An 18,917-nucleotide genomic window follows, 5' to 3' on the forward strand; every position below is an offset into this window, starting at 1 on the left:
TCATTGATTAAAATCAATGCACTCGCGTTACAATTGCAGATAGAAAATTTCAGTCATAACTGTTCTGGCACCGACGCATCTTGCATCCCAAAGTCTTCCGGTGACCAAAGCAGTGTTTTGTCATGCGCCGCGAGGGGACTTTTATGAACTACGCAGCTGGAACCGTCATCTCCGGACTGTTGGCATTGTGTGCAATGCTGATGGCCGGTTTTTCACATGATGAGCTCTTCAGAACTCACATGTGGATCACTTTTGCTGTCATAGCAATTTTCACTATTCTGCTTCTGCGTAATGCAGATTACAGCCTTAAATCAAAAGAAACCGACCCTAGCACCTATATGGATGGTCCGATCCGTTATGGTGTTATTGCCACTGTATTCTGGGGCGTTGTCGGCTTTCTCGTTGGTGTTGTTATCGCAGCGCAACTTGCATTCCCGAGTTTAAACTTCGAACCATGGCTTAATTTTGGCCGTGTACGCCCGCTGCACACATCTGCAGTGATTTTTGCTTTCTGCGGTAACGCACTGATTGCAACTTCATTCTATGTCGTACAGCGCACCTGCCGCGCCCGCCTCTTTGGCGGCGATCTGGCCTGGTTCGTATTCTGGGGTTACAACCTCTTCCTCATCATGGCAGCTTCAGGCTACTTGCTCGGCATCACCCAGTCCCGCGAATATGCGGAGCCTGAATGGTACGTCGACATCTGGCTGACCATTGTATGGGTTGTTTATCTGGTTGTGTTCCTCGGCACAGTTCTGCGCCGTAAAGAGCCGCATATCTATGTGGCCAACTGGTTCTACCTCTCCTTCATCATCACCATTGCGATGCTTCACATCATCAACAATCTGGCGATCCCTGTTTCCTTCCTCGGTGTGAAGAGCTATTCAGCTTTCTCCGGTGTGCAGGATGCTGTGACCCAGTGGTGGTATGGTCATAACGCTGTTGCGTTCTTCCTGACCGTTCCGTTCCTCGCAATGATGTATTATTTCGTGCCAAAGCAGGTAAACCGTCCAGTTTACTCCTATCGCCTGTCGATTGTGCACTTCTGGTCGATTATCTTCCTCTACATCTGGGCAGGTCCTCACCATCTGCACTACACCGCTCTGCCTGACTGGGCGCAGACCCTTGGTATGGTCTTCTCCATCATGCTGTGGATGCCTTCATGGGGCGGTATGATCAACGGTCTGATGACGCTTTCCGGCGCATGGGACAAGGTTCGTACCGATCCGATCGTGCGCATGATGGTTGCTGCTATTGCCTTCTACGGTATGGCGACCTTCGAAGGTCCGCTGATGTCGATCAAAGCCGTCAACTCCCTCTCGCACTACACTGACTGGACCATTGGTCACGTTCACGCCGGTGCGCTTGGTTGGAATGGTATGATCACTTTTGGTGCGGTTTATTACCTTGCTCCAAAACTGTGGAAGCGTGACCGCCTCTACTCGATCCGTATGGTCAACTGGCACTTCTGGCTCGCAACTCTGGGTATCGTTCTCTACGCCGCTTCAATGTGGGTAGCTGGTATTCAGCAGGGTCTGATGTGGCGCGAATATGACGATCAGGGCTTCCTGGTTTACTCCTTCGCAGAAACAGTACTCGCCATGTTCCCTTACTATGTCATCCGTACACTTGGCGGCGTGATGTATCTGACAGGTGGTATCCTGATGGCCTGGAACATCTACATGACTGTTCGTGGCAAGCTCAGAAACGAGACAGCCATTCCTGGCTCGACCCCTGCACCAACCATGCAGCCAGCCGAATAAGGAACGTTGATCTATGTCATTTCTTAAAAAGCACTCAGCTATTGAGAAAAACGCCACGCTCTTGCTCATCGGCTCGTTGTTCGTGGTCACCATCGGCGGTATCGTTGAAATCGCCCCATTGTTCTGGTTGCAGAACACGATTGAGAAGGTGGATGGCATGCGCCCTTATTCACCTCTCGAACTTGCCGGACGTGATATTTACGTCCGGGAAGGCTGCTATCTCTGCCACAGCCAGATGATCCGTCCGTTCCGCGATGAAGTGGAGCGCTATGGTCACTACTCGCTGGCAGCAGAAAGCATGTACGACCATTCCTTCCAGTGGGGTTCCAAGCGTACAGGTCCTGATCTGGCACGTGTGGGCGGCCGTTATTCGAACGAATGGCATGTGCAGCATCTGATTGAGCCACGTAAAATCGTGCCTGAATCCGTTATGCCAAGCTATAGCTTCCTGAAAGACACACCGCTTAAAGTCACCGATCTGACTGCCAATCTGAAGGCAAATATCGCTGTTGGTGTACCTTACACGCAGGAAATGCTGGACAATGCTGAAGCAGATCTGATTGCACAGGCAACCCCTGATGCAGATACTGACGATTTGCTGGCACGCTACCCTAAGGCAAAAACCGGTGACTTTGACGGCAATCCGTCGCAGATCACTGAAATGGACGCATTGGTTGCCTATCTTCAGATGTTAGGAACCCTGGTTGACTTCTCAACTTACGATCAGTCGCCTAAGGCGCGATAAGGAGTTTAGTCATGGATTATAACACATTGCGCCACTTTGCTGACAGTTGGGGTCTGCTGGCGATGACATTATTCTTCCTTTTTGTCATTGCCTACACCTTCCGTCCGGGCAGCAAAAAGCGCGCAGAAGAAGTACAAGCCATTCTGTTCAAGGATGAAGCGAATGACTAAAAGAGAAGTCGATGAAGTAACCGGCGTTGAAACGACCGGTCACGAATGGGACGGGATCCGCGAACTTGACAACCCTATGCCACGTTGGTGGCTGTGGACTTGGTATGCAACCATTGCATGGGCTCTTGCTTATGCGATTGCTTACCCGGCATGGCCGCTGATCTCCTCTTCCACCAGCGGTGTGCTGGAATGGTCGAGCCGTGGCGCTTTCTGGCAGGAAAATGCTTCTGTTGAAGCAGGCCGTCAGAGCATCATCGATGCCATCAAGGCAAAAGATGTCAACGAAATCGCCGGTGACGAAACATTGCGTCAATATGCGATTGCCGGTGGTGCAGCTGCATTTAAGGTCAACTGCGTTCAGTGTCATGGTTCCGGTGCGCAAGGTGCGCCTGGCTTCCCTAACCTGAATGACGATGACTGGCTGTGGGGCGGTACGCTGGATGATATCCTGCAAACCATTCAGCACGGCGTTCGCCATGAAGAAGACGAAGATACCCGCATGTCCCAGATGCCTGCTTATGCAGACGTTTTGGAACCACAGGAAATTCGTGACGTTGCAGCCTATGTCGTAAGCCTCAGCGGTACACCGCGCGATGCTTCGCAGGTGCCGGCCGGCGAGCAGGTGTTTGCTGATAACTGTGCCGTTTGTCATGGTGAAGATGCCAAGGGTATACGCGACTTCGGCGCACCAAACCTGACCGATGCGATCTGGTTCTACGGTTCGGGTGAAGATGCAATCATGCGTCAGGTCGAACATCCACAGCACGGCGTCATGCCGGCTTGGGGTGAGCGCCTTGGTGACGCCACTGTCAAACAGCTGGCAGTCTACGTTCACTCCCTCGGTGGCGGTGAATAAGCATAATTCTCCGGAAGGCAGGCAACTGCCTTCCGGTTTTCTCACTCACTATATGCTTTCCTAAGTCCTTGGTGACCTTCAACTGTCAGACACGATTTAGGCAAACATATATTGTAATGTGGGTATCGCCGCCCTCCCCCATTCTGTGCGATACTCAAACAGGAGTGGAAGATGTCAGATCATTCAGACGTCGAACAGATCGATGCACAAGCGGTCAACTCGCCTAAAGTCCGCCAGGCTCTTTACGCCGCGCGCGTAAAGATTTTCCCTAAACGTGTTGTCGGCGAATTCCGCCGCTTTAAGTGGATCGTGATGTTTGTCACGCTCTCCATTTACTACCTCACGCCTTGGTTGCGTTGGAATCGTGGTGAGTTTGCGCCTGATCAGGCCGTTCTCATCGATATCGCCAATCGTCGCTTTTATTTCTTCTTCATCGAAATCTGGCCGCAAGAATTTTACTATATTGCCGGTCTGCTTATTATGGCGGGGTTAGGGCTTTTCCTGATGACCTCTGCTGCCGGTCGCGCATGGTGCGGCTATACCTGCCCGCAAACCGTTTGGGTTGACCTGTTTCTGGTTATCGAGCGCGCCATTGAGGGCGACCGCAATGCGCGTATCAAACTTAACAGCAGCCCTTATAACGCTAATAAAATCATCAAGCGCGTTCTCAAACACGGCATCTGGTTATTGATTGCCGTGATGACGGGCGGCGCGTGGATTTTCTATTTTGCCGATGCGCCGACACTCTTCATGGATGTCGTCACCGGCTATGCTGAACCTGTTGCCTATATTACTGTCGCCATTCTCACTGCAACCACTTATGTTTTTGGTGGTTTGCTGCGTGAGCAGGTTTGTACCTATATGTGCCCTTGGCCACGTATTCAGGCAGCTATGCTTGATGAAAACTCACTGACCGTTACTTATAATGACTGGCGCGGTGAACCACGGACACGCGGCTCCAAAAAAGCTATTGCTGCCGGTGCGGTTGTGGGTGACTGCGTAGATTGTAATGCCTGTGTGGCTGTCTGCCCGATGGGTATTGATATTCGTGATGGTCAGCAGCTCGAATGCATCACCTGCGCGCTCTGCATTGATGCTTGTAACTCGGTCATGGACAAAGTCGGCAAGCCGCGCGGTCTCATTTCTTATGCAACACTGAACGATTATCATGAAAATATGAACCTTGCGACCAATGGCGGCACGGCTCCGATCGATCCGGCACGCGTTTATGAAGCACCAAATAAGTTCAAAGATGCCGTTCATCTGATCTCATTGAAGAAAATCCTGCGTCCGCGCACCCTGATTTACTTTGCGATCTGGGCTCTGATCGGCATGATGCTGCTTGGCACGCTTTATATGCGTGACCGTATCGGCGTAAACGTGCTGCAAGACAGAAACCCGCAATATGTGCTTCTGTCTGATGGTTCGATCCGTAATGGTTATACCGTCAAACTGCTGAACATGATCCCGCAGCCACGCGAGTTTAGCGTCTCTGTTGAAGGTCTGCCGAATGCAACCGTTTCGTTGCAGGATGTTGAGCCGACCGCAGAGGGTAACTATATTATACCTGTAGAACCGGATCGTCTGAAAACACTCAGACTATTCGTTAGCATACCGGCTCGTGAAATCACTGAAGCCCGTACCACTTATACAATTCGCGTCAGCGATGTTGATGGCAAAGAAACTGCCTCTTACAAAGCGACCTTTATTGCACCGGAGAAAAACTGATGACTAATAAAAGCATGACAAGCCGTGGCTTTACCGGTTGGCACATGTTGGGCATCATGTGCTTGTTCTTCGGGGTAATCATCACTGTTAATCTGACAATGGCCTATTTTGCCATCGGCAGCTGGAGCGGTCTGGTTGTTAAAAACTCCTATGTCGCCAGTCAGGAATTCAACGAAAAAGCTATCACCGGCAAGGAACAGGCCGCACTCTTGTGGGAAACCAAGCTGGACTATAAAAACGGCGAATTCACCTATCTGCTGCTCGACAAAGACGGACAAGCAGTTGATGCCACAAGCGCAACCGCTCATTTCAAACGTCCTGTCGGCGATGCTAATGACACCACTGTCACCATGGACAGAACCGGCACCGGCCAGTTTGCTTCCAAGGTTGAATTAGGTGAAGGCGCATGGATTGTTGAGATCAACTCCGAAGCTGGCCTTGAAGATCCTTATCGTCAGATCCGCCGTTTCATCATCGTAAACGGAGAATATAAATGAGTTGCTGCGCCCCCAATGCTCAAAGTTTGAGCGCTGGCCAGATTTACTCTCCCGATGAGCTGCTTCTTGCAAGCCGCAAGCTCGGCGATGGCTTACGTCAGATTGACCTGTCGGTGCCGGGCATTCATTGCGCATTGTGCATTCAAACCATTGAAAAGGCGCTGAATGCACAGCCACAGGTTAAATATGCCCGCGTTAATCTCTCTTCCAAACGCGTGACTATACGCTGGGATGAGAATGAAACCCCGCCTGCCCTGATCGATATCGTCAATAAAGCAGGCTATGAAGCGCATATATTCGAACTCGGCAAAGAAAAAGACGAAGTCTTAACCCGTCTCATCATTGCACTGGCCGTTGCAGGTTTTGCCAGCAGTAATATCATGCTGCTTTCCGTGTCCGTCTGGTCTGGTGCAGAAGCTGCAACACGCGACCTGTTCCATTGGATTTCGGCACTGATTGCACTGCCGACCATGATTTTTTCCGGTCGTATTTTTTACGAATCCGCATGGCGCGGCCTGAAAGCCGGCCGCCTCAACATGGATTTCCCGATTTCGGTGGCGATTTCGCTCGCCTTCATCATGAGCTTGTATGAAACCATTCATAGTGGTCAGCACGCTTATTTTGATGCTTCCGTATCACTGCTCTTCTTCCTGCTGATCGGCCGCACCCTTGATCATGTGATGCGTGAACGCGCACGCTCGGCTGTACGTGGTCTTTCACAATTTGCCGCCCGCGGTGCCATTGTCGTTAGTGAAAATGGTGAACGCAATTATCTGCCGATTGAAGAAATCGTGCCGGATATGCAAATCATTTTGGCTGCGGGTGAACGCGTACCTGTTGATGCAAAAATCGAAGAAGGCCATTCAGAGCTTGATTGCTCCATTGCAACCGGTGAAAGCCTTGCAGTGCCTGTAGGTCCAGGCTCCGATATTCGTGCCGGAACGCTCAACCTCACAGGCCCATTAGTCATTCGTGCAACCGCTGCCGCAGGCAACAGCTTTTTGGCTGAGATGGTGCGCCTGATGGATATGGCAGAAGGTGGTCGTGCCCGTTACCGCCGCATTGCCGACCGCGCAGCTGAGCTTTATGCACCTGCCGTGCACCTCACAGCTTTTTCGGCCTTCCTGCTCTGGATGTTCATCAGCGGTGATTGGTACAAATCCATCTATATCGCTATTTCCACCCTCATCATCACCTGCCCTTGTGCACTTGGTCTTTCTGTACCGATTGTACAAGTTGTGGCCGCGCGCCGCCTGTTTGAAAACGGTATTATGATCAAAGATGGTTCTGCGATGGAACGCATGACCGAAATTGATCATGTTATTTTCGACAAGACCGGTACACTAACATTAGGCCAGCCTTGGCTGATTGATCAGGATAAAATTCCGGCTGAACATCTGGAAATGGCGGCAGAGCTTTCGCTTTACTCGCTGCATCCATTGTCACGCGCGCTGACGCAATTTGCCACCCAAAATCAGACAACCCGCTTTGATCATATCGAAGAAATTCCGGGTTCCGGCATTAAAGCCATCAAAGACGGCAAGACCTATCAGCTTGGTCGCCGCGCCTGGATTGCTGCTGATGGCGATACGGTGCAAGCATCTGACCAGGTAGATGGCCCGCAGACATGTCTGGCTATTGATGGCCAAATTGTACAGGTTTTCTCGTTTGAAGATCGCCCGCGTGCAGATGCACTGGAAGCTGTCAACAAATTGAAGAAGAGCGGCCTCAAACTTGCAATCATGTCTGGTGACAAAGTCAGCGTTGTTCAGTCACTGGCAAAATATTTAGGCATTGAGCGCTTTCAGGGCGAAGTTTTGCCTGCTGATAAAGCCAAGCTAGTGCAAAACTTAAGCAATGAAGGCGGCAAGGTTCTGATGGTCGGCGACGGCCTTAACGACGCCCCTGCCCTCGTTGCGGCGCATGTTTCCATGGCACCTGCAACAGCTGCCGATATTGGCCGTAATGCTGCGGACTTTGTCTTCCTGCGTGAAAGCCTTGGTGCGGTTCCGGTTGCCCATGCTGTCTCCAAGGAAGCGCATAAGCTTATCCGTCAGAATTTCATGATCTCGATCGGTTATAATTTTCTGGCAGTACCTTTTGCTGTACTCGGCTTTGTTACGCCACTTGTGGCCGCACTTGCCATGTCGATTTCTTCTATTGTTGTCATCAGCAATGCTTTGCGTTTAAAAGCAGGCAGAGCTGAAGCGAAGAAGATTAAAGCGGCCAATGAAAAATTACAGGCCGCGCCAACCACATGGAAGGCTGTAAACCGTTGAGCATCTTATTATTCCTCATACCCATTGCGCTGTTTTTAGGCGGGTTGTGGCTGGTGATGTTTCTCTGGACACTCAAAAGCGGCCAATATGAGGATATGGACGGAGCAGCGAGTCGCATTCTGATTGATCCTGAAGACTGATCATCAAAAATTTGAACAAATTAATCGCGCAGGACTCTTAAAATTTGAGTTTTGCGCGATTTTTTTATCCACAAAATTGAATGAAATCAGGTTTTTCCGCTGATTAACAATAGAAATGCAATTATTTTTAAATTAGCTCTTGCCATCTTTCTTTCACTTCGCTAGATGGGAGCCACAGATGATGACAGCAGATGATTTCATCAAATGCTGACAGCAAAATCACTCTTAAGACATTGATTTTGCTAAGATCATACTGGGGAATAGTTTAATGGTAGAACGACGGACTCTGACTCCGTTAGTCTTGGTTCGAATCCAGGTTCCCCAGCCAAATCTCTTTTTACCCACATTAAAAAATACTATACCCATTTAAATACAGTGTATTTTTAATGCGATTCAATTTTATCAATCCGGATTGCAAGCGGTATAATTTCGTCACTTACAAATATGACTTATGCTGCTATCTTGCGTTCAGCGTATAGAGCATTTGCTTATTTTCATATAAATGACCTTCAGACGATAGTTTCCACAAAGGCACTTATGATGAAACGGTTTGCGTTCGCGATAACAAGTCTGGCTACCATCATCGCTCTATCAGGTTGCAGCACCGTCACACTTCTCTGGAAACCGGGGACGTCGATAAGTCAAAAACAATATGACTATGACGAGTGCACAATCGAGGCAATGCGCAAAGTGCCCGTCGATCAGGTTACGAATTATACACCTGGCTATTACAGCCCCGGCACAACGCAATGCCGCCAAGTCGGAGACAAGGTTGCGTGTTATCAGGTTGGGGAAGTCAACATCCCCGGCAATATCAGCACATATGATAAAAACCAACCCTTACGCACAAGAGTGCTTGATCGGTGTTTAGCGGCAAAAGGCTATCAGCAAAAACAGGTTCCTGTTTGCACCAACTCTCAGCAAAAGGCTGAAGCTGACAAAGCAAAATCAATTGATCAGGTCAAATGCGGCGTCAGGGAATTAAAGTAAAGGCTGGGATGAATCTGCGTGAAACACACATTCAGGCAGAATCTTCAACAAATTATCACCTGATTCAGCTGGCATCAGCTTTCCAAACAAAGGCAAATAATCTAGCCTGCTGTTAAACTTATCAGGTATGGGCATGACGACGCATTCATTAAAATTTGGCACAAGCGGATTACGGGGTCTGGCAAGCGAACTTTGTGGCAAACCAGCCTATGATTATACGCTCGCATTTCTCAAAGCGATGAATGATCGCCAACCAATTGAGGCCAAAGCAAAGGTCTTTGTCGGCCAGGATTTGCGCCCATCCAGCCCACAGATTGCGCAATATTGTCTGGCCGCCATTCAGGATATGGGGTTTACGCCCGTTGACTGCGGCTTGCTACCGACACCAGCACTAAGCTTTTATGCCATGCGCCAAGATGCGCCCTGCATTATGATTACCGGCAGTCACATACCCGATGATCGAAACGGTTTGAAATTTTACCGACCTGACGGTGAAATCGACAAGCATGATGAACAGGCAATAGCGCAGCATTACAAACAGATTGAAGCAGGTACCCACGCACATCAATTGAGCGATGCGGTAAAAGATACAAAGGCACTTGCAGCCTATCGCGACCGTTATTTGAATATTTTTCAAAAGAACGTGTTTAAAGATCTTTCGGTCGGTGTTTATCAGCACACTTCTGTTGCCCGTGATCTTATCATCGATATTTTGCAAGACCTAGGCGCCAAGGTCACAGCTCTTGGTCGCGCTGATAAATTTGTACCGGTTGATACAGAAGCATTACGTCCCGAAGATATTAGCCTGCTCAAACAATGGGCAGGCGCTCATTCGTTTGACCTGATTGTTTCAACCGATGGTGATGCAGACCGCCCGCTGATTGCTGATGAAAATGGTGATTTTATCCGCGGCGATTTGCTGGGTGCCATCACGGCCTCATGGCTTAAAAGTGATCAGATCGTCGTGCCGGTGACGGCCAATTCTGCACTGGACGATCGGTTCAACACAAGCCGCACCAAGGTCGGCTCCCCTTATGTCATTCAAGGTATGGAAGAAGCCATTCAACATGGCGCGAAATCCGTGCTTGGCTTTGAAGCAAATGGCGGCGTGTTGCTCGGCAGCGATGTGCATTTTGAGCAAGCCACGCTGACGGCTTTGCCAACGCGTGATGCTTTATTGCCAATGCTTGCCTGCATGAGCCAGATAACTGCTTTGCAACAGCCATTATCTGCTATTGCAGCACAGTTTGAGTTCCGTCACGCTTTGAGTGATCGCTTGCAAAATGTGCCGCATGAAAAAAGTGGCGCTTTTATTCAGCGCCTTTCCAAACAGGATGCAAGTTTGATGGAAGCTCTCAAACCATTCGGCACGATCCAGCAGGTGGATGAAACAGATGGTATCCGTCTTATCTTTACCGATGGCAGCACGTTACATTATCGTGCTTCTGGCAATGCACCAGAGCTTCGCTGCTATGCGGAAGCCAGTGATGCACATCATGCACAACACATTCTGCAACAAGGTTTAAACCTTGCAGACCTTGAAACAAAAGGCGTTTGATAAAATGAGTTTCGTTCCTGTTATCATCAGTGGTGGTGTTGGCTCACGTTTATGGCCGCTGTCGCGCGATGCGCATCCAAAGCCTTTTATTGATCTGCCGCAAGGTGGCACGCTGATCGGGCGCACCTATGAGCGCGCCTCAGCTTTGCAAGATGTTAAAGAAATCATCACGGTGACAAATCGTGACTTTCTGTTCCTTACCCTTGATGCCTATGCCAATTCCAATGCAAAATCCGAAGGCGATATTTTCCTGCTGGAACCGCAGGGACGTGACACGGCTGCCGCAGTTGCACTTGCTGCCCTTCATGCAAAATCGGCTTTTGGCGGCGATACAACCCTGCTTATCCTGCCGTCCGACCACCTGATCCAAGATCAGGAGGCGTTCAGCAAAGGCGTTGAACGCGCTAAAGAACTGGCTGCAACAGGACGCATCGTAACATTCGGTATTGTACCGGAAAGCCCTGAAACCGGTTTTGGCTATTTGGAAACCGATCAGGAAAATGTGCTGCGCTTTGTAGAAAAGCCGGATGAAACAACTGCACGCACTTATGTAGAGAGCGGTCGCTATTTCTGGAACTCCGGCATGTTCTGTTTCCAAGCGGATGCCATGCTTAACGCCATGGGCGAACATTGCCCTGATGTTTTAAAAGGTGCTGAGGCAGCGCTTGCAAAGGCGCGTAGCGGCCACCAAGGCGGCGCAGAAACTTTTGAAATTGATAAAGAGCTTTTTGCTGCAACCCCTGCCATTTCCATTGACTATGCCGTGATGGAAAAACAGCAGAATATCGCCTGCGTACCGCTTGATTGCGGCTGGTCAGACATTGGTTCATGGTCAGCCATGGCAGAGCTTGTTGAGCCGGATCAGGATGGCAACCGCGTCAACGGCGAAGCCGTACTTGAAAATACCCATGGCAGTTTTGTCTATTCAGAAGACCGTTTGGTCAGCCTGATTGGCGTTGATGATTTGCTGGTAGTTGATACAGCAGATGCCCTGCTCGTCACCCATAAAGACAATGCCCAGCAAGTACGCAATGTCTATAACCGCCTGAAAAAGCAAGGCCATGAAGCGGCACAATTACACCGCACCGCACATCGTCCTTGGGGAAGCTACACAATTTTGGAAGAAGGCGACAATTTCAAAATCAAGCGCATTGTGGTTAAGCCCGGCCGCCGCCTGAGCTTGCAATCGCATCACCATCGCTCTGAACATTGGATCGTCGTTTCCGGCACTGCCAAAGTGACCAATGGTGACGATGTGATTTTGCTGACCACCAACCAATCCACTTATATTCCATGCGGCCATAAACACCGTTTGGAAAATCCGGGCATTCTGCCGCTTGTTCTCATTGAAGTGCAAAGCGGTGAATATCTGGGTGAAGATGATATTGTCCGTTTTGATGATATGTACGGACGCAGTTAAACTGCATCATTATTTTTTTGACAAAAGCACACTGCCTTTTTTATTTTAAAAGGCAGTGCGTTTAAAATCGTTCAAATCATCACAAATTTTGGAGAGAATGCGTGAATATTGCATTTGTAGGCACCGGCTTTGTGGCCGATTATTATATGACCAGTCTGGCTAATTATCCGCAGCTGGTACTCCTCGGTGCCTATGATCATAATGCAAACCGCCTCAATGAATTTTGCAGTTTTTACAAGCTCAAACCTTTTTCATCCCTTGATGAAATTCTCAACGATCCAGGCATCGATATTGTCGTTAATCTGACAACACCAGAAAACCATTTTCATATTTCATCCGCAGCACTCAATGCCGGCAAACATGTCTATAGCGAAAAACCGCTGGCGATGGATGTCAATGATGCTGCCAAGCTTGTTGCTTTAGCGCAGGAAAAAAAACTGATCCTTGCCGCTGCCCCTGCCAATGCACTGAGCGCCGCACATAAGCTTGTTAAACAAAACTTGCCAGAAATCGGACAACCACGTCTCGTTTATGCTGAAATGGAAGACGGCCCTGTATTTCGCGACAAATGGGCAAGCTGGAAATCAAAATCCGGCGCGCCATGGCCAGGCTTGCACGAGTTTGAAATCGGCTGCACTTTAGAACATGCAGGCTATGCGCTTTCCTGGCTCGTTTCACTTTTTGGCCCTGTCAAAACAGTCAATGCTTTTGCCGCGATCAGCTTTCCTGATAAAGGTGATGGTACAAAGCATATTCAAATGGCACCGGATTTCACTGTCGGCTGCCTGCAATTTCATTCCGGCACCATCGCGCGTGTCACTTGCGGCCTTGCTATGCCACGTGATCGCTCTTTAACCATTGTGGGTGATCAAGGTTCAATAACCGTTGATGATTTATGGGATGAGCGTTCCCATATACGCCTTGAAAAATTAGGCGAGAAACGTTCCTTCATGCAGCGCTTACTCAATCAGATTGAACCACGCCTTGGCAAATTCATCAATTTTCGCCCTGCGCCGGGCAAGCGTTTGAGCTACCCAAAACAAACTAAAGACATAAAGCTTCCGGCCTTCCCGTCCCAGATTGATTTTGCCCGCGGCATCGCTGATATGGAGCGCGCCATCTCCATTGGCACCAAGCCATTCTTTTCAGCTGATGTGGCGCTGCATATCACTGAGGTGGCACTGGCACTTAACAATGCCGATAAAAACAACCAGCCTTATCAGGTGCAAAGTCGTTTTTAACTGGCTTTAACTGCTTGTTGTGCGAGCACTGATTCAATAATTGCAGCAACAGCTTGTGTGTCTTCCAGTGGCATCACCTGTGACTGGCTTTGCTGTGAACGCACAGCTTGCATCACCGCCTCAGCCTGAAACTGCAAGCCATGCCCTGCAAAATCATAAGACTCCACCCGCCGACCGGGTAGGTTCAGACGATTTAAAATTTTGCGGAAAAAACGCGATTTATTCACCCAGCAATTCAGCCAATATTTTTGCCCCTTCTCGGAGTAAATCACCAATTTTTTCGCTTTTAAAAACGGCGCATCAATTTCGATGGCACCTTTGCTGCCGCGAATTAAATAGAGATTGGCACCGTCACGATCAAAGCCACAGCTAAGCTGTGCTTCAGCTCCGGGGTAAGTCAGGGTAAACTGGCTGCGCATATCACAGCCTGTCTTCGCTGCCTGCCACTGCCCGCGCGTCTGATCCGGCATCCCCAGCAAATAAAGTGTCAGCGATAATGGATAAACGCCGAGGTCAAAAGCCGCCCCACCACCCAAAGCCCGATTAAAAAAACGGCTATTGGCATCAACTTGTTTCAGGTAAGAGAGATCCGCCTTGACCTCATATATTTCACCAATGGTTCCGGCATGAATATGCTGTTTTAACGCAGTGATTGCGGGCAAAAAGCGGCTCCACATCGCTTCCATTGCAAAGCTTGCAGTTTTGCTATTGGCGGCAATGATTTGATCAACATCAGCCACACTCAGGCCCATCGGCTTTTCTGTCAGCACCGGTTTACCGGCAGCAATCGCCTGCAATGTATAGAGCACATGGGTGCTGTTCGGTGTTGCAATATAGACGGCATCAATCGCTGCATCCTGCAACATAAGGCTAAAATCATCATAGGCTTTTACAGCTGAAAACTGCGCTGCGAAGCCTTTTGCCTTTTGCATATCACGAGAGCAGACAGCGCTGATCTGCATCGTTTGCGTGGCCGAAATATCAGCACAAAAATTTTGAGCAATCGCTCCGGTGCCCACCACGCCCCATGCAAACTTTTTCATGCTCAACGCCTCGCCATGAGAAAATATCAAAGCCTACTGCCAAGCATGCAGCATTTCCGGCCATCTGTCGTGAATTTATACATAGTTAGGTCTGAAGCCAAACTAATTTGGCGAACCTTATCCCTTAGGTTTTAAGGCTTTCAGGCACTTATACATGATTAATATCAAAGAATGAAAAATCCTGCCCTTGGTAATTGGACAAAGCACTGCTACATTAAGGGCAACACATGTATAAAAAGCGCCCTGCTTGCGTCCTTCACCGGTTCGCGCGGCGCCAAAAGGACTAAGACCTTGAAAAAGCCCAGCCAGCACGGTGTAAAACCGGCAAAGAGTGGGGCGTCAGGCAATAATATGAGTGAGAACAACGCTCGTATTGTCGCCGCAAACGGCAAACGGTCTGAGAACCGCGCAGCCTCAACCGGATCAACTCCGCCGCAGGAGAAAAACGATTCGGGGCGCTCCGAAAGGGAGAAGAATACTCCCTTACCGCTGCGGACAAACGCTGATCAGCCAGCTATGGCAGAGCAGAGAAAACGTGCGCGTCGTCGTAAACGCGGCAAAAATGCCGCTCAGAAAAATAATCCGTTTGCTGAAAACCTGTCCAATCAGTCTTCGCTTGCCGAACAAAAAGCGACGGATGCCAATAAAGCTAAATTATCAAAGCGTAAAAGACGCTCACGCCGCAAAAAGACAACTACACAACCAGCAGCGTTCCAGTCAGGCCAAGCGCCGAACAACAGTCAGCAGCAAGGCAACAACACTGCCGAGCAGCGCGTTGCAGCCAGTTTGCCACGGGCTGGAGATATGCCACGCGGACATCGCACTCTGGCGCGTCCGCAACCACAACCATCGGGCACACAAAGCCCAAAGGCCAATGCTGCAAAACCGGTAAACGGCAAAGCAGGGCTGCCACAACAAACACCGCGCAGCACCGGTTTTCGTGGTAGTGCCCATGAAGCGCCGCTTTATGCAGCGCTTGATCTTGGCACCAATAACTGCCGCTTGCTGGTTGCTTCGCCAACCCGCCCCGGACAGTTTCGGGTGGTTGACGCATTCTCGCGCATTGTGCGCTTAGGCGAAGGCTTGAGCACAACCGGCCGCTTGAACGAGCAGGCAATGGATCGCGCAGTAGAAGCCTTAAAAGTATGCAGTGATAAGCTGATCGCTCGCAATGTGAAACGTTCTCGCCTCATTGCAACAGAAGCCTGTCGTGCAGCTGAAAATGGGGAGCTGTTCCTGGAGCGTGTACGTACTGAAGTGGGTCTTGAGCTGGAGATCGTTGACCGCCAGACCGAAGCCCGCCTCGCAGTTTCCGGTTGCGGCACCTTGGTGGCGCGCGAGACCGATGCGATTGTGCTTTTTGATATCGGCGGCGGTTCTTCCGAGATTGCACTGATTGATGTCTCCAAACGCCGTTCACCGCGTTTGGCCGAGCATATTATTGCCTGGACATCACTGCCGGTGGGTGTTGTCACTTTAGCTGAACGCTTTGGCGGTCGCGATGTGACACCGGAAAGCTTTTCTGCCATGGTCGGCCATGTCAGCGAATTGCTGAGTAATTTTCAGGAACGCCATCATTTAGGGCGACTGGCGCAAAGCACACGTTTTCACCTGCTTGGTACATCCGGCACGGTCACAACGCTTGCAGGCATTCATTTAGGCCTTGAGCGCTATGACAGACGCCGCGTTGATGGTATGTGGATGGGTGCAGACGAAGTAACCCACATGACAGACACACTTCTGTCATGGGGCTTTGACAAACGGGTTGCTAATCCTTGCATTGGCGCTGATCGCGCCGATCTGGTATTAGCTGGATGTGCAATTCTGGATGCGATACGCAATGTATGGCCAAGCGAAAAACTGCTGGTCGCGGATCGCGGATTGCGCGAAGGTATTTTGACGGAACTGATGTCACGCGATGGAGCCTGGCGTCACTTTAAGCCCAACGGGCATAAGAACAGGCAATATTCATGAGTAATAAAGGCAGCGGTAAACCAGGGGGTGCGAATACCGGAGGGCGCGGCGGTGCAGGCACACGCGTCATGCATACACGCGTCAAGAAAAAAGCCGGCACGATTAAAGAATCGTCACGCCGCTGGCTTGAGCGTCACCTCAACGATCCTTACGTTCATAAATCCAAAGCTGACGGCTATCGCTCCCGCGCGGCCTATAAGCTGATCGAGATTGATGAGCGTTACAATATTTTGAAAAAAGGCCAGAAGATCATCGATTTGGGTGCAGCCCCCGGCGGCTGGTCACAAATCGCGGCCAAAATTGTCGGCTCCACCGATGAAAATCCGCAAGTGGTTGGCATCGACTTTTTGGAAGTTGATCCGCTTTCCGGCGTGATTTTGTTGCAGATGGACTTTCTGGAAGATGAAGCGCCTGCAAAACTGATGGAAGCATTAGGCGACAAGCCTGATCTCGTCATTTCTGATATGGCTGCACCAACCACAGGCCACCGCCGCACCGACCATTTACGCACCGCGCATTTGTGTGAAGTGGCGGCAGATTTTGCGATTTCCGTTTTGAAGCCGGGCGGTCACTTCCTGACCAAGACATTTCAGGGCGGCACCGAAAACGAATTGCTGGCCTTGCTGAAGCAGAAATTCCGCTCTGTTCATCACGTCAAGCCACCGGCATCGCGTGCTGAATCGGTCGAGCTTTATTTGCTCGCGCGTGACTTTAAAGGCTAAGTTCACTTAACGTCGTTGAACTAGAAAATGCCTGACCGGAATAGCTGGTCAGGCATTTTTTTTATGCTTCGTTTTTGCAGGTTTTTCGGCCTGAAAGCTGATGACCTGCATCGGGGTCAAGCTTGATAAAGCTGAAAAACGCCATGCCGGAAATCGCTGCAATGATGAAGAAACCGATATGGAAATCGCTGAGCAGTAATTCTTTGCCGTGGAAAAGCGTACTGATCTCCAGAATACCACCAGCGATGGCGACGCCGATAGCCAATGAGACTTGCTGGGCGACCGTAGTGATTGGGGTTGCCTGACTGGTTTTTTCGTTTGGAATTTCAGCATAGGCCAAAGTGTTGACGCCGGTAAATAAAAGCGAGCGGCCAACGCCGCCGATCAGCAGCGCCATAAAGATAATCCAATAAGGCGTTTCCGGCGTGAATAAGCCATTAATGGCAATGAAAGTGGCAGACATCAGCGCGCAAAGCGCCAAGGAGTTGCGGAAGCCAAAACGTGCAAACATCGAGCGTGCGCCAAATTTCATGGTGAAGGCACCAATCGCCGAGGTAAATGTCAGCATACCCGACTGAAACGGTGACAGGCCAAAACCGACCTGAAACATCAATGGCAGCAGGAATGGCACCGCACCTACGCCGAGGCGGAAAATACTGCCGCCCACCACAGAAACCCGGAACACTTGATTTTTAAACAATGACAGATCAAGCAAAGGCTCGGCCACACGTCTGGCATGCCAGACATAAAGAAGACTGGCTACAACCCCGATGATCAGCGTGCTGATGCCGACAAAGGTTGGCAAAGCCGGAAGGCTGACCACCGAAAGCCCGAACACCACACCGGACATGCCAAGCCCTGAAAGGACAAAGCCTGTCCAGTCGAGTTTACGGTTAATCAGCTCTTCGGCATCCGGCAGATATTTGGTTGAAAACCAGATGCCCATAATGCCGATTGGCACATTGATGATAAAAATCCAGTGCCATGTGAAATAGGTGGTAATAAAGCCACCAATCGGTGGCCCCGCCAATGGCCCTACCATCGCCGGAATGGAAAGCCATGCCATCGCAGAAACCAGCTCATTGCGCGGCGTTGAGCGAATGATCAACAAGCGCCCTACCGGCGTCATCATTGCGCCGCCCATACCTTGCAAGGAGCGCGCCAATACGAAAGATGTCAGGGAGTTTGAGGCCGCACAGGCAAGCGACCCCAACACGAAAACACCAATGGCGGCCCGAAACACCCGCTTGGCACCAAAGCGGTCTGCCATCCAGCCGCTGATCGGAATGAAGATCGCCAGTGACACCAGATAGCCGGTTAATGCCAGTTTCAGTGCAATCGGACTGGTGCCCAGATCGTCTGCGATAGCCGGTAATGACGTGGAGATAACATTGGAATCCATGTTCTCCATGAAAAGAGCGATGGCAAGAACAAGAGGCACTGACCGGTTCACGGCAATAAATCCATGTTTCCTCAGATTATGAGGCATTCAACTTCAATTATCAGCTACAGGAAATTTCCGTGTTTACGGGGTCTCTGTCACGATAGGCTGGCTTACTTTACTCAAGAACACACCAAATGACAGCTTAAAGTTGATAAAATATTGGTGACAAAAACGCGCTCCCACTATTGAAAACATTGCACTTTCTGACACGCCAAAACTCACCGAGTGTTACACGCGTTCACAAATGTCATTTCGAGGGTTGCGCCATAGGTTACACGCTGTTACATTGTGTGAAGACAGTGTTTTTTACGAATTTCCTGAATGAGACTGGGGACATATTCAGGCGA

General features: G+C 50.0%; 16 protein-coding genes and 1 tRNA gene. 15 read left to right on the plus strand and 2 right to left on the minus strand.

The window, feature by feature from the left end:
• Nucleotides 1–143 precede the first annotated feature (143 nt).
• From ccoN to ABDZ76_RS02470, 13 genes are all read left to right on the plus strand, one after another.
• Nucleotides 144–1,763, plus strand: a complete 1,620-nt coding sequence (gene ccoN / locus ABDZ76_RS02410) for a cytochrome-c oxidase, cbb3-type subunit I (protein ID WP_343800790.1) — start codon at nt 144–146, stop codon at nt 1,761–1,763.
• A 13-nt stretch (nt 1,764–1,776) separates the two neighbouring features.
• Complete coding sequence (ccoO, locus tag ABDZ76_RS02415; RefSeq protein WP_343800793.1) at nt 1,777–2,508, plus strand: cytochrome-c oxidase, cbb3-type subunit II; 732 nt, start codon at nt 1,777–1,779, stop codon at nt 2,506–2,508.
• A gap of 11 nt (nt 2,509–2,519) precedes the next feature.
• A complete protein-coding gene (locus ABDZ76_RS02420; protein ID WP_184223564.1) occupies nt 2,520–2,678 on the plus strand; it encodes a cbb3-type cytochrome oxidase subunit 3 in 159 nt (52 codons plus the stop codon).
• Nucleotides 2,671–3,534, plus strand: a complete 864-nt coding sequence (ccoP, locus tag ABDZ76_RS02425) for a cytochrome-c oxidase, cbb3-type subunit III (protein WP_343800798.1) — start codon at nt 2,671–2,673, stop codon at nt 3,532–3,534. The genes ABDZ76_RS02420 and ccoP overlap by 8 nt, the downstream gene beginning before the upstream one ends.
• Before the next feature lie 171 nt (nt 3,535–3,705).
• Nucleotides 3,706–5,262, plus strand: a complete 1,557-nt coding sequence (ccoG, locus tag ABDZ76_RS02430; protein WP_343800801.1) for a cytochrome c oxidase accessory protein CcoG — start codon at nt 3,706–3,708, stop codon at nt 5,260–5,262.
• Complete coding sequence (locus tag ABDZ76_RS02435) at nt 5,262–5,759, plus strand: FixH family protein (protein ID WP_343800804.1); 498 nt, start codon at nt 5,262–5,264, stop codon at nt 5,757–5,759. Before ccoG ends, ABDZ76_RS02435 begins: the two co-directional genes overlap by 1 nt.
• The gene (locus tag ABDZ76_RS02440; protein WP_343800807.1) at nt 5,756–8,038 is read left to right on the plus strand and encodes a cation-translocating P-type ATPase; all 2,283 of its coding nucleotides are present in this window, start codon (nt 5,756–5,758) and stop codon (nt 8,036–8,038) included. The genes ABDZ76_RS02435 and ABDZ76_RS02440 overlap by 4 nt, the downstream gene beginning before the upstream one ends.
• Nucleotides 8,035–8,178: a cbb3-type cytochrome oxidase assembly protein CcoS gene (gene ccoS, locus ABDZ76_RS02445; RefSeq protein ID WP_184223574.1), complete on the plus strand. Its 144-nt coding sequence runs from the start codon at nt 8,035–8,037 to the stop codon at nt 8,176–8,178. Before ABDZ76_RS02440 ends, ccoS begins: the two co-directional genes overlap by 4 nt.
• Before the next feature lie 254 nt (nt 8,179–8,432).
• Nucleotides 8,433–8,506, plus strand: a tRNA-Gln gene (locus tag ABDZ76_RS02450).
• A 209-nt stretch (nt 8,507–8,715) separates the two neighbouring features.
• The gene (locus tag ABDZ76_RS02455) at nt 8,716–9,168 is read left to right on the plus strand and encodes a YceK/YidQ family lipoprotein (protein WP_343800812.1); all 453 of its coding nucleotides are present in this window, start codon (nt 8,716–8,718) and stop codon (nt 9,166–9,168) included.
• A gap of 133 nt (nt 9,169–9,301) precedes the next feature.
• Nucleotides 9,302–10,726 carry a phosphomannomutase gene (locus ABDZ76_RS02460; RefSeq protein WP_343800815.1) on the plus strand — a complete coding sequence of 475 codons (1,425 nt, stop codon included), beginning with the start codon at nt 9,302–9,304 and terminating at the stop codon, nt 10,724–10,726.
• A gap of 4 nt (nt 10,727–10,730) precedes the next feature.
• On the plus strand, nt 10,731–12,146 hold the full coding sequence (locus tag ABDZ76_RS02465; protein ID WP_343800818.1) for a mannose-1-phosphate guanylyltransferase/mannose-6-phosphate isomerase: 1,416 nt from the start codon (nt 10,731–10,733) through the stop codon (nt 12,144–12,146).
• A 101-nt stretch (nt 12,147–12,247) separates the two neighbouring features.
• Nucleotides 12,248–13,387, plus strand: coding sequence for a Gfo/Idh/MocA family protein (locus tag ABDZ76_RS02470; protein ID WP_343800822.1), 1,140 nt, complete (start codon nt 12,248–12,250; stop codon nt 13,385–13,387).
• On the opposite strand, the gene ABDZ76_RS02475 is transcribed toward ABDZ76_RS02470, so the two are convergent.
• Nucleotides 13,384–14,430 carry a Gfo/Idh/MocA family protein gene (locus ABDZ76_RS02475; protein WP_343800825.1) on the minus strand — a complete coding sequence of 349 codons (1,047 nt, stop codon included), beginning with the start codon at nt 14,428–14,430 and terminating at the stop codon, nt 13,384–13,386. The genes ABDZ76_RS02470 and ABDZ76_RS02475 overlap by 4 nt on opposite strands.
• Before the next feature lie 516 nt (nt 14,431–14,946).
• On the opposite strand from ABDZ76_RS02475, the gene ABDZ76_RS02480 reads away from it, so the two are divergent.
• Together ABDZ76_RS02480 and ABDZ76_RS02485 are read left to right on the plus strand one after the other, a co-directional pair.
• Nucleotides 14,947–16,404: a Ppx/GppA phosphatase family protein gene (locus tag ABDZ76_RS02480; RefSeq protein WP_374844552.1), complete on the plus strand. Its 1,458-nt coding sequence runs from the start codon at nt 14,947–14,949 to the stop codon at nt 16,402–16,404.
• Nucleotides 16,401–17,126 (plus strand): RlmE family RNA methyltransferase, encoded by a 726-nt coding sequence (locus ABDZ76_RS02485; RefSeq protein ID WP_343800831.1) that lies wholly within the window; start codon nt 16,401–16,403, stop codon nt 17,124–17,126. Before ABDZ76_RS02480 ends, ABDZ76_RS02485 begins: the two co-directional genes overlap by 4 nt.
• A gap of 61 nt (nt 17,127–17,187) precedes the next feature.
• On the opposite strand, the gene ABDZ76_RS02490 is transcribed toward ABDZ76_RS02485, so the two are convergent.
• Complete coding sequence (locus ABDZ76_RS02490) at nt 17,188–18,579, minus strand: DHA2 family efflux MFS transporter permease subunit (protein WP_343800834.1); 1,392 nt, start codon at nt 18,577–18,579, stop codon at nt 17,188–17,190.
• Nucleotides 18,580–18,917: the final 338 nt, after the last annotated feature.

It is taken from the genome of Paenochrobactrum glaciei (assembly GCF_039522165.1).
Lineage (GTDB): Bacteria > Pseudomonadota > Alphaproteobacteria > Rhizobiales > Rhizobiaceae > Paenochrobactrum > Paenochrobactrum glaciei.

Excerpts from the sequence above, each read along its gene's own strand:
- ccoN (WP_343800790.1), top strand. The coding sequence starts at position 144 with ATGAACTACGCAGCTGGAACCGTCATCTCCGGACTGTTGGCATTGTGT.
- ccoO (WP_343800793.1), top strand. The coding sequence starts at position 1,777 with ATGTCATTTCTTAAAAAGCACTCAGCTATTGAGAAAAACGCCACGCTC.
- ABDZ76_RS02420 (WP_184223564.1), top strand. The coding sequence starts at position 2,520 with ATGGATTATAACACATTGCGCCACTTTGCTGACAGTTGGGGTCTGCTG.
- ccoP (WP_343800798.1), top strand. The coding sequence starts at position 2,671 with ATGACTAAAAGAGAAGTCGATGAAGTAACCGGCGTTGAAACGACCGGT.
- ccoG (WP_343800801.1), top strand. The coding sequence starts at position 3,706 with ATGTCAGATCATTCAGACGTCGAACAGATCGATGCACAAGCGGTCAAC.
- ABDZ76_RS02435 (WP_343800804.1), top strand. The coding sequence starts at position 5,262 with ATGACTAATAAAAGCATGACAAGCCGTGGCTTTACCGGTTGGCACATG.
- ABDZ76_RS02440 (WP_343800807.1), top strand. The coding sequence starts at position 5,756 with ATGAGTTGCTGCGCCCCCAATGCTCAAAGTTTGAGCGCTGGCCAGATT.
- ABDZ76_RS02455 (WP_343800812.1), top strand. The coding sequence starts at position 8,716 with ATGATGAAACGGTTTGCGTTCGCGATAACAAGTCTGGCTACCATCATC.
- ABDZ76_RS02460 (WP_343800815.1), top strand. The coding sequence starts at position 9,302 with ATGACGACGCATTCATTAAAATTTGGCACAAGCGGATTACGGGGTCTG.
- ABDZ76_RS02465 (WP_343800818.1), top strand. The coding sequence starts at position 10,731 with ATGAGTTTCGTTCCTGTTATCATCAGTGGTGGTGTTGGCTCACGTTTA.
- ABDZ76_RS02475 (WP_343800825.1), bottom strand. The coding sequence starts at position 14,430 with ATGAAAAAGTTTGCATGGGGCGTGGTGGGCACCGGAGCGATTGCTCAA.
- ABDZ76_RS02480 (WP_374844552.1), top strand. The coding sequence starts at position 14,947 with ATGGCAGAGCAGAGAAAACGTGCGCGTCGTCGTAAACGCGGCAAAAAT.
- ABDZ76_RS02485 (WP_343800831.1), top strand. The coding sequence starts at position 16,401 with ATGAGTAATAAAGGCAGCGGTAAACCAGGGGGTGCGAATACCGGAGGG.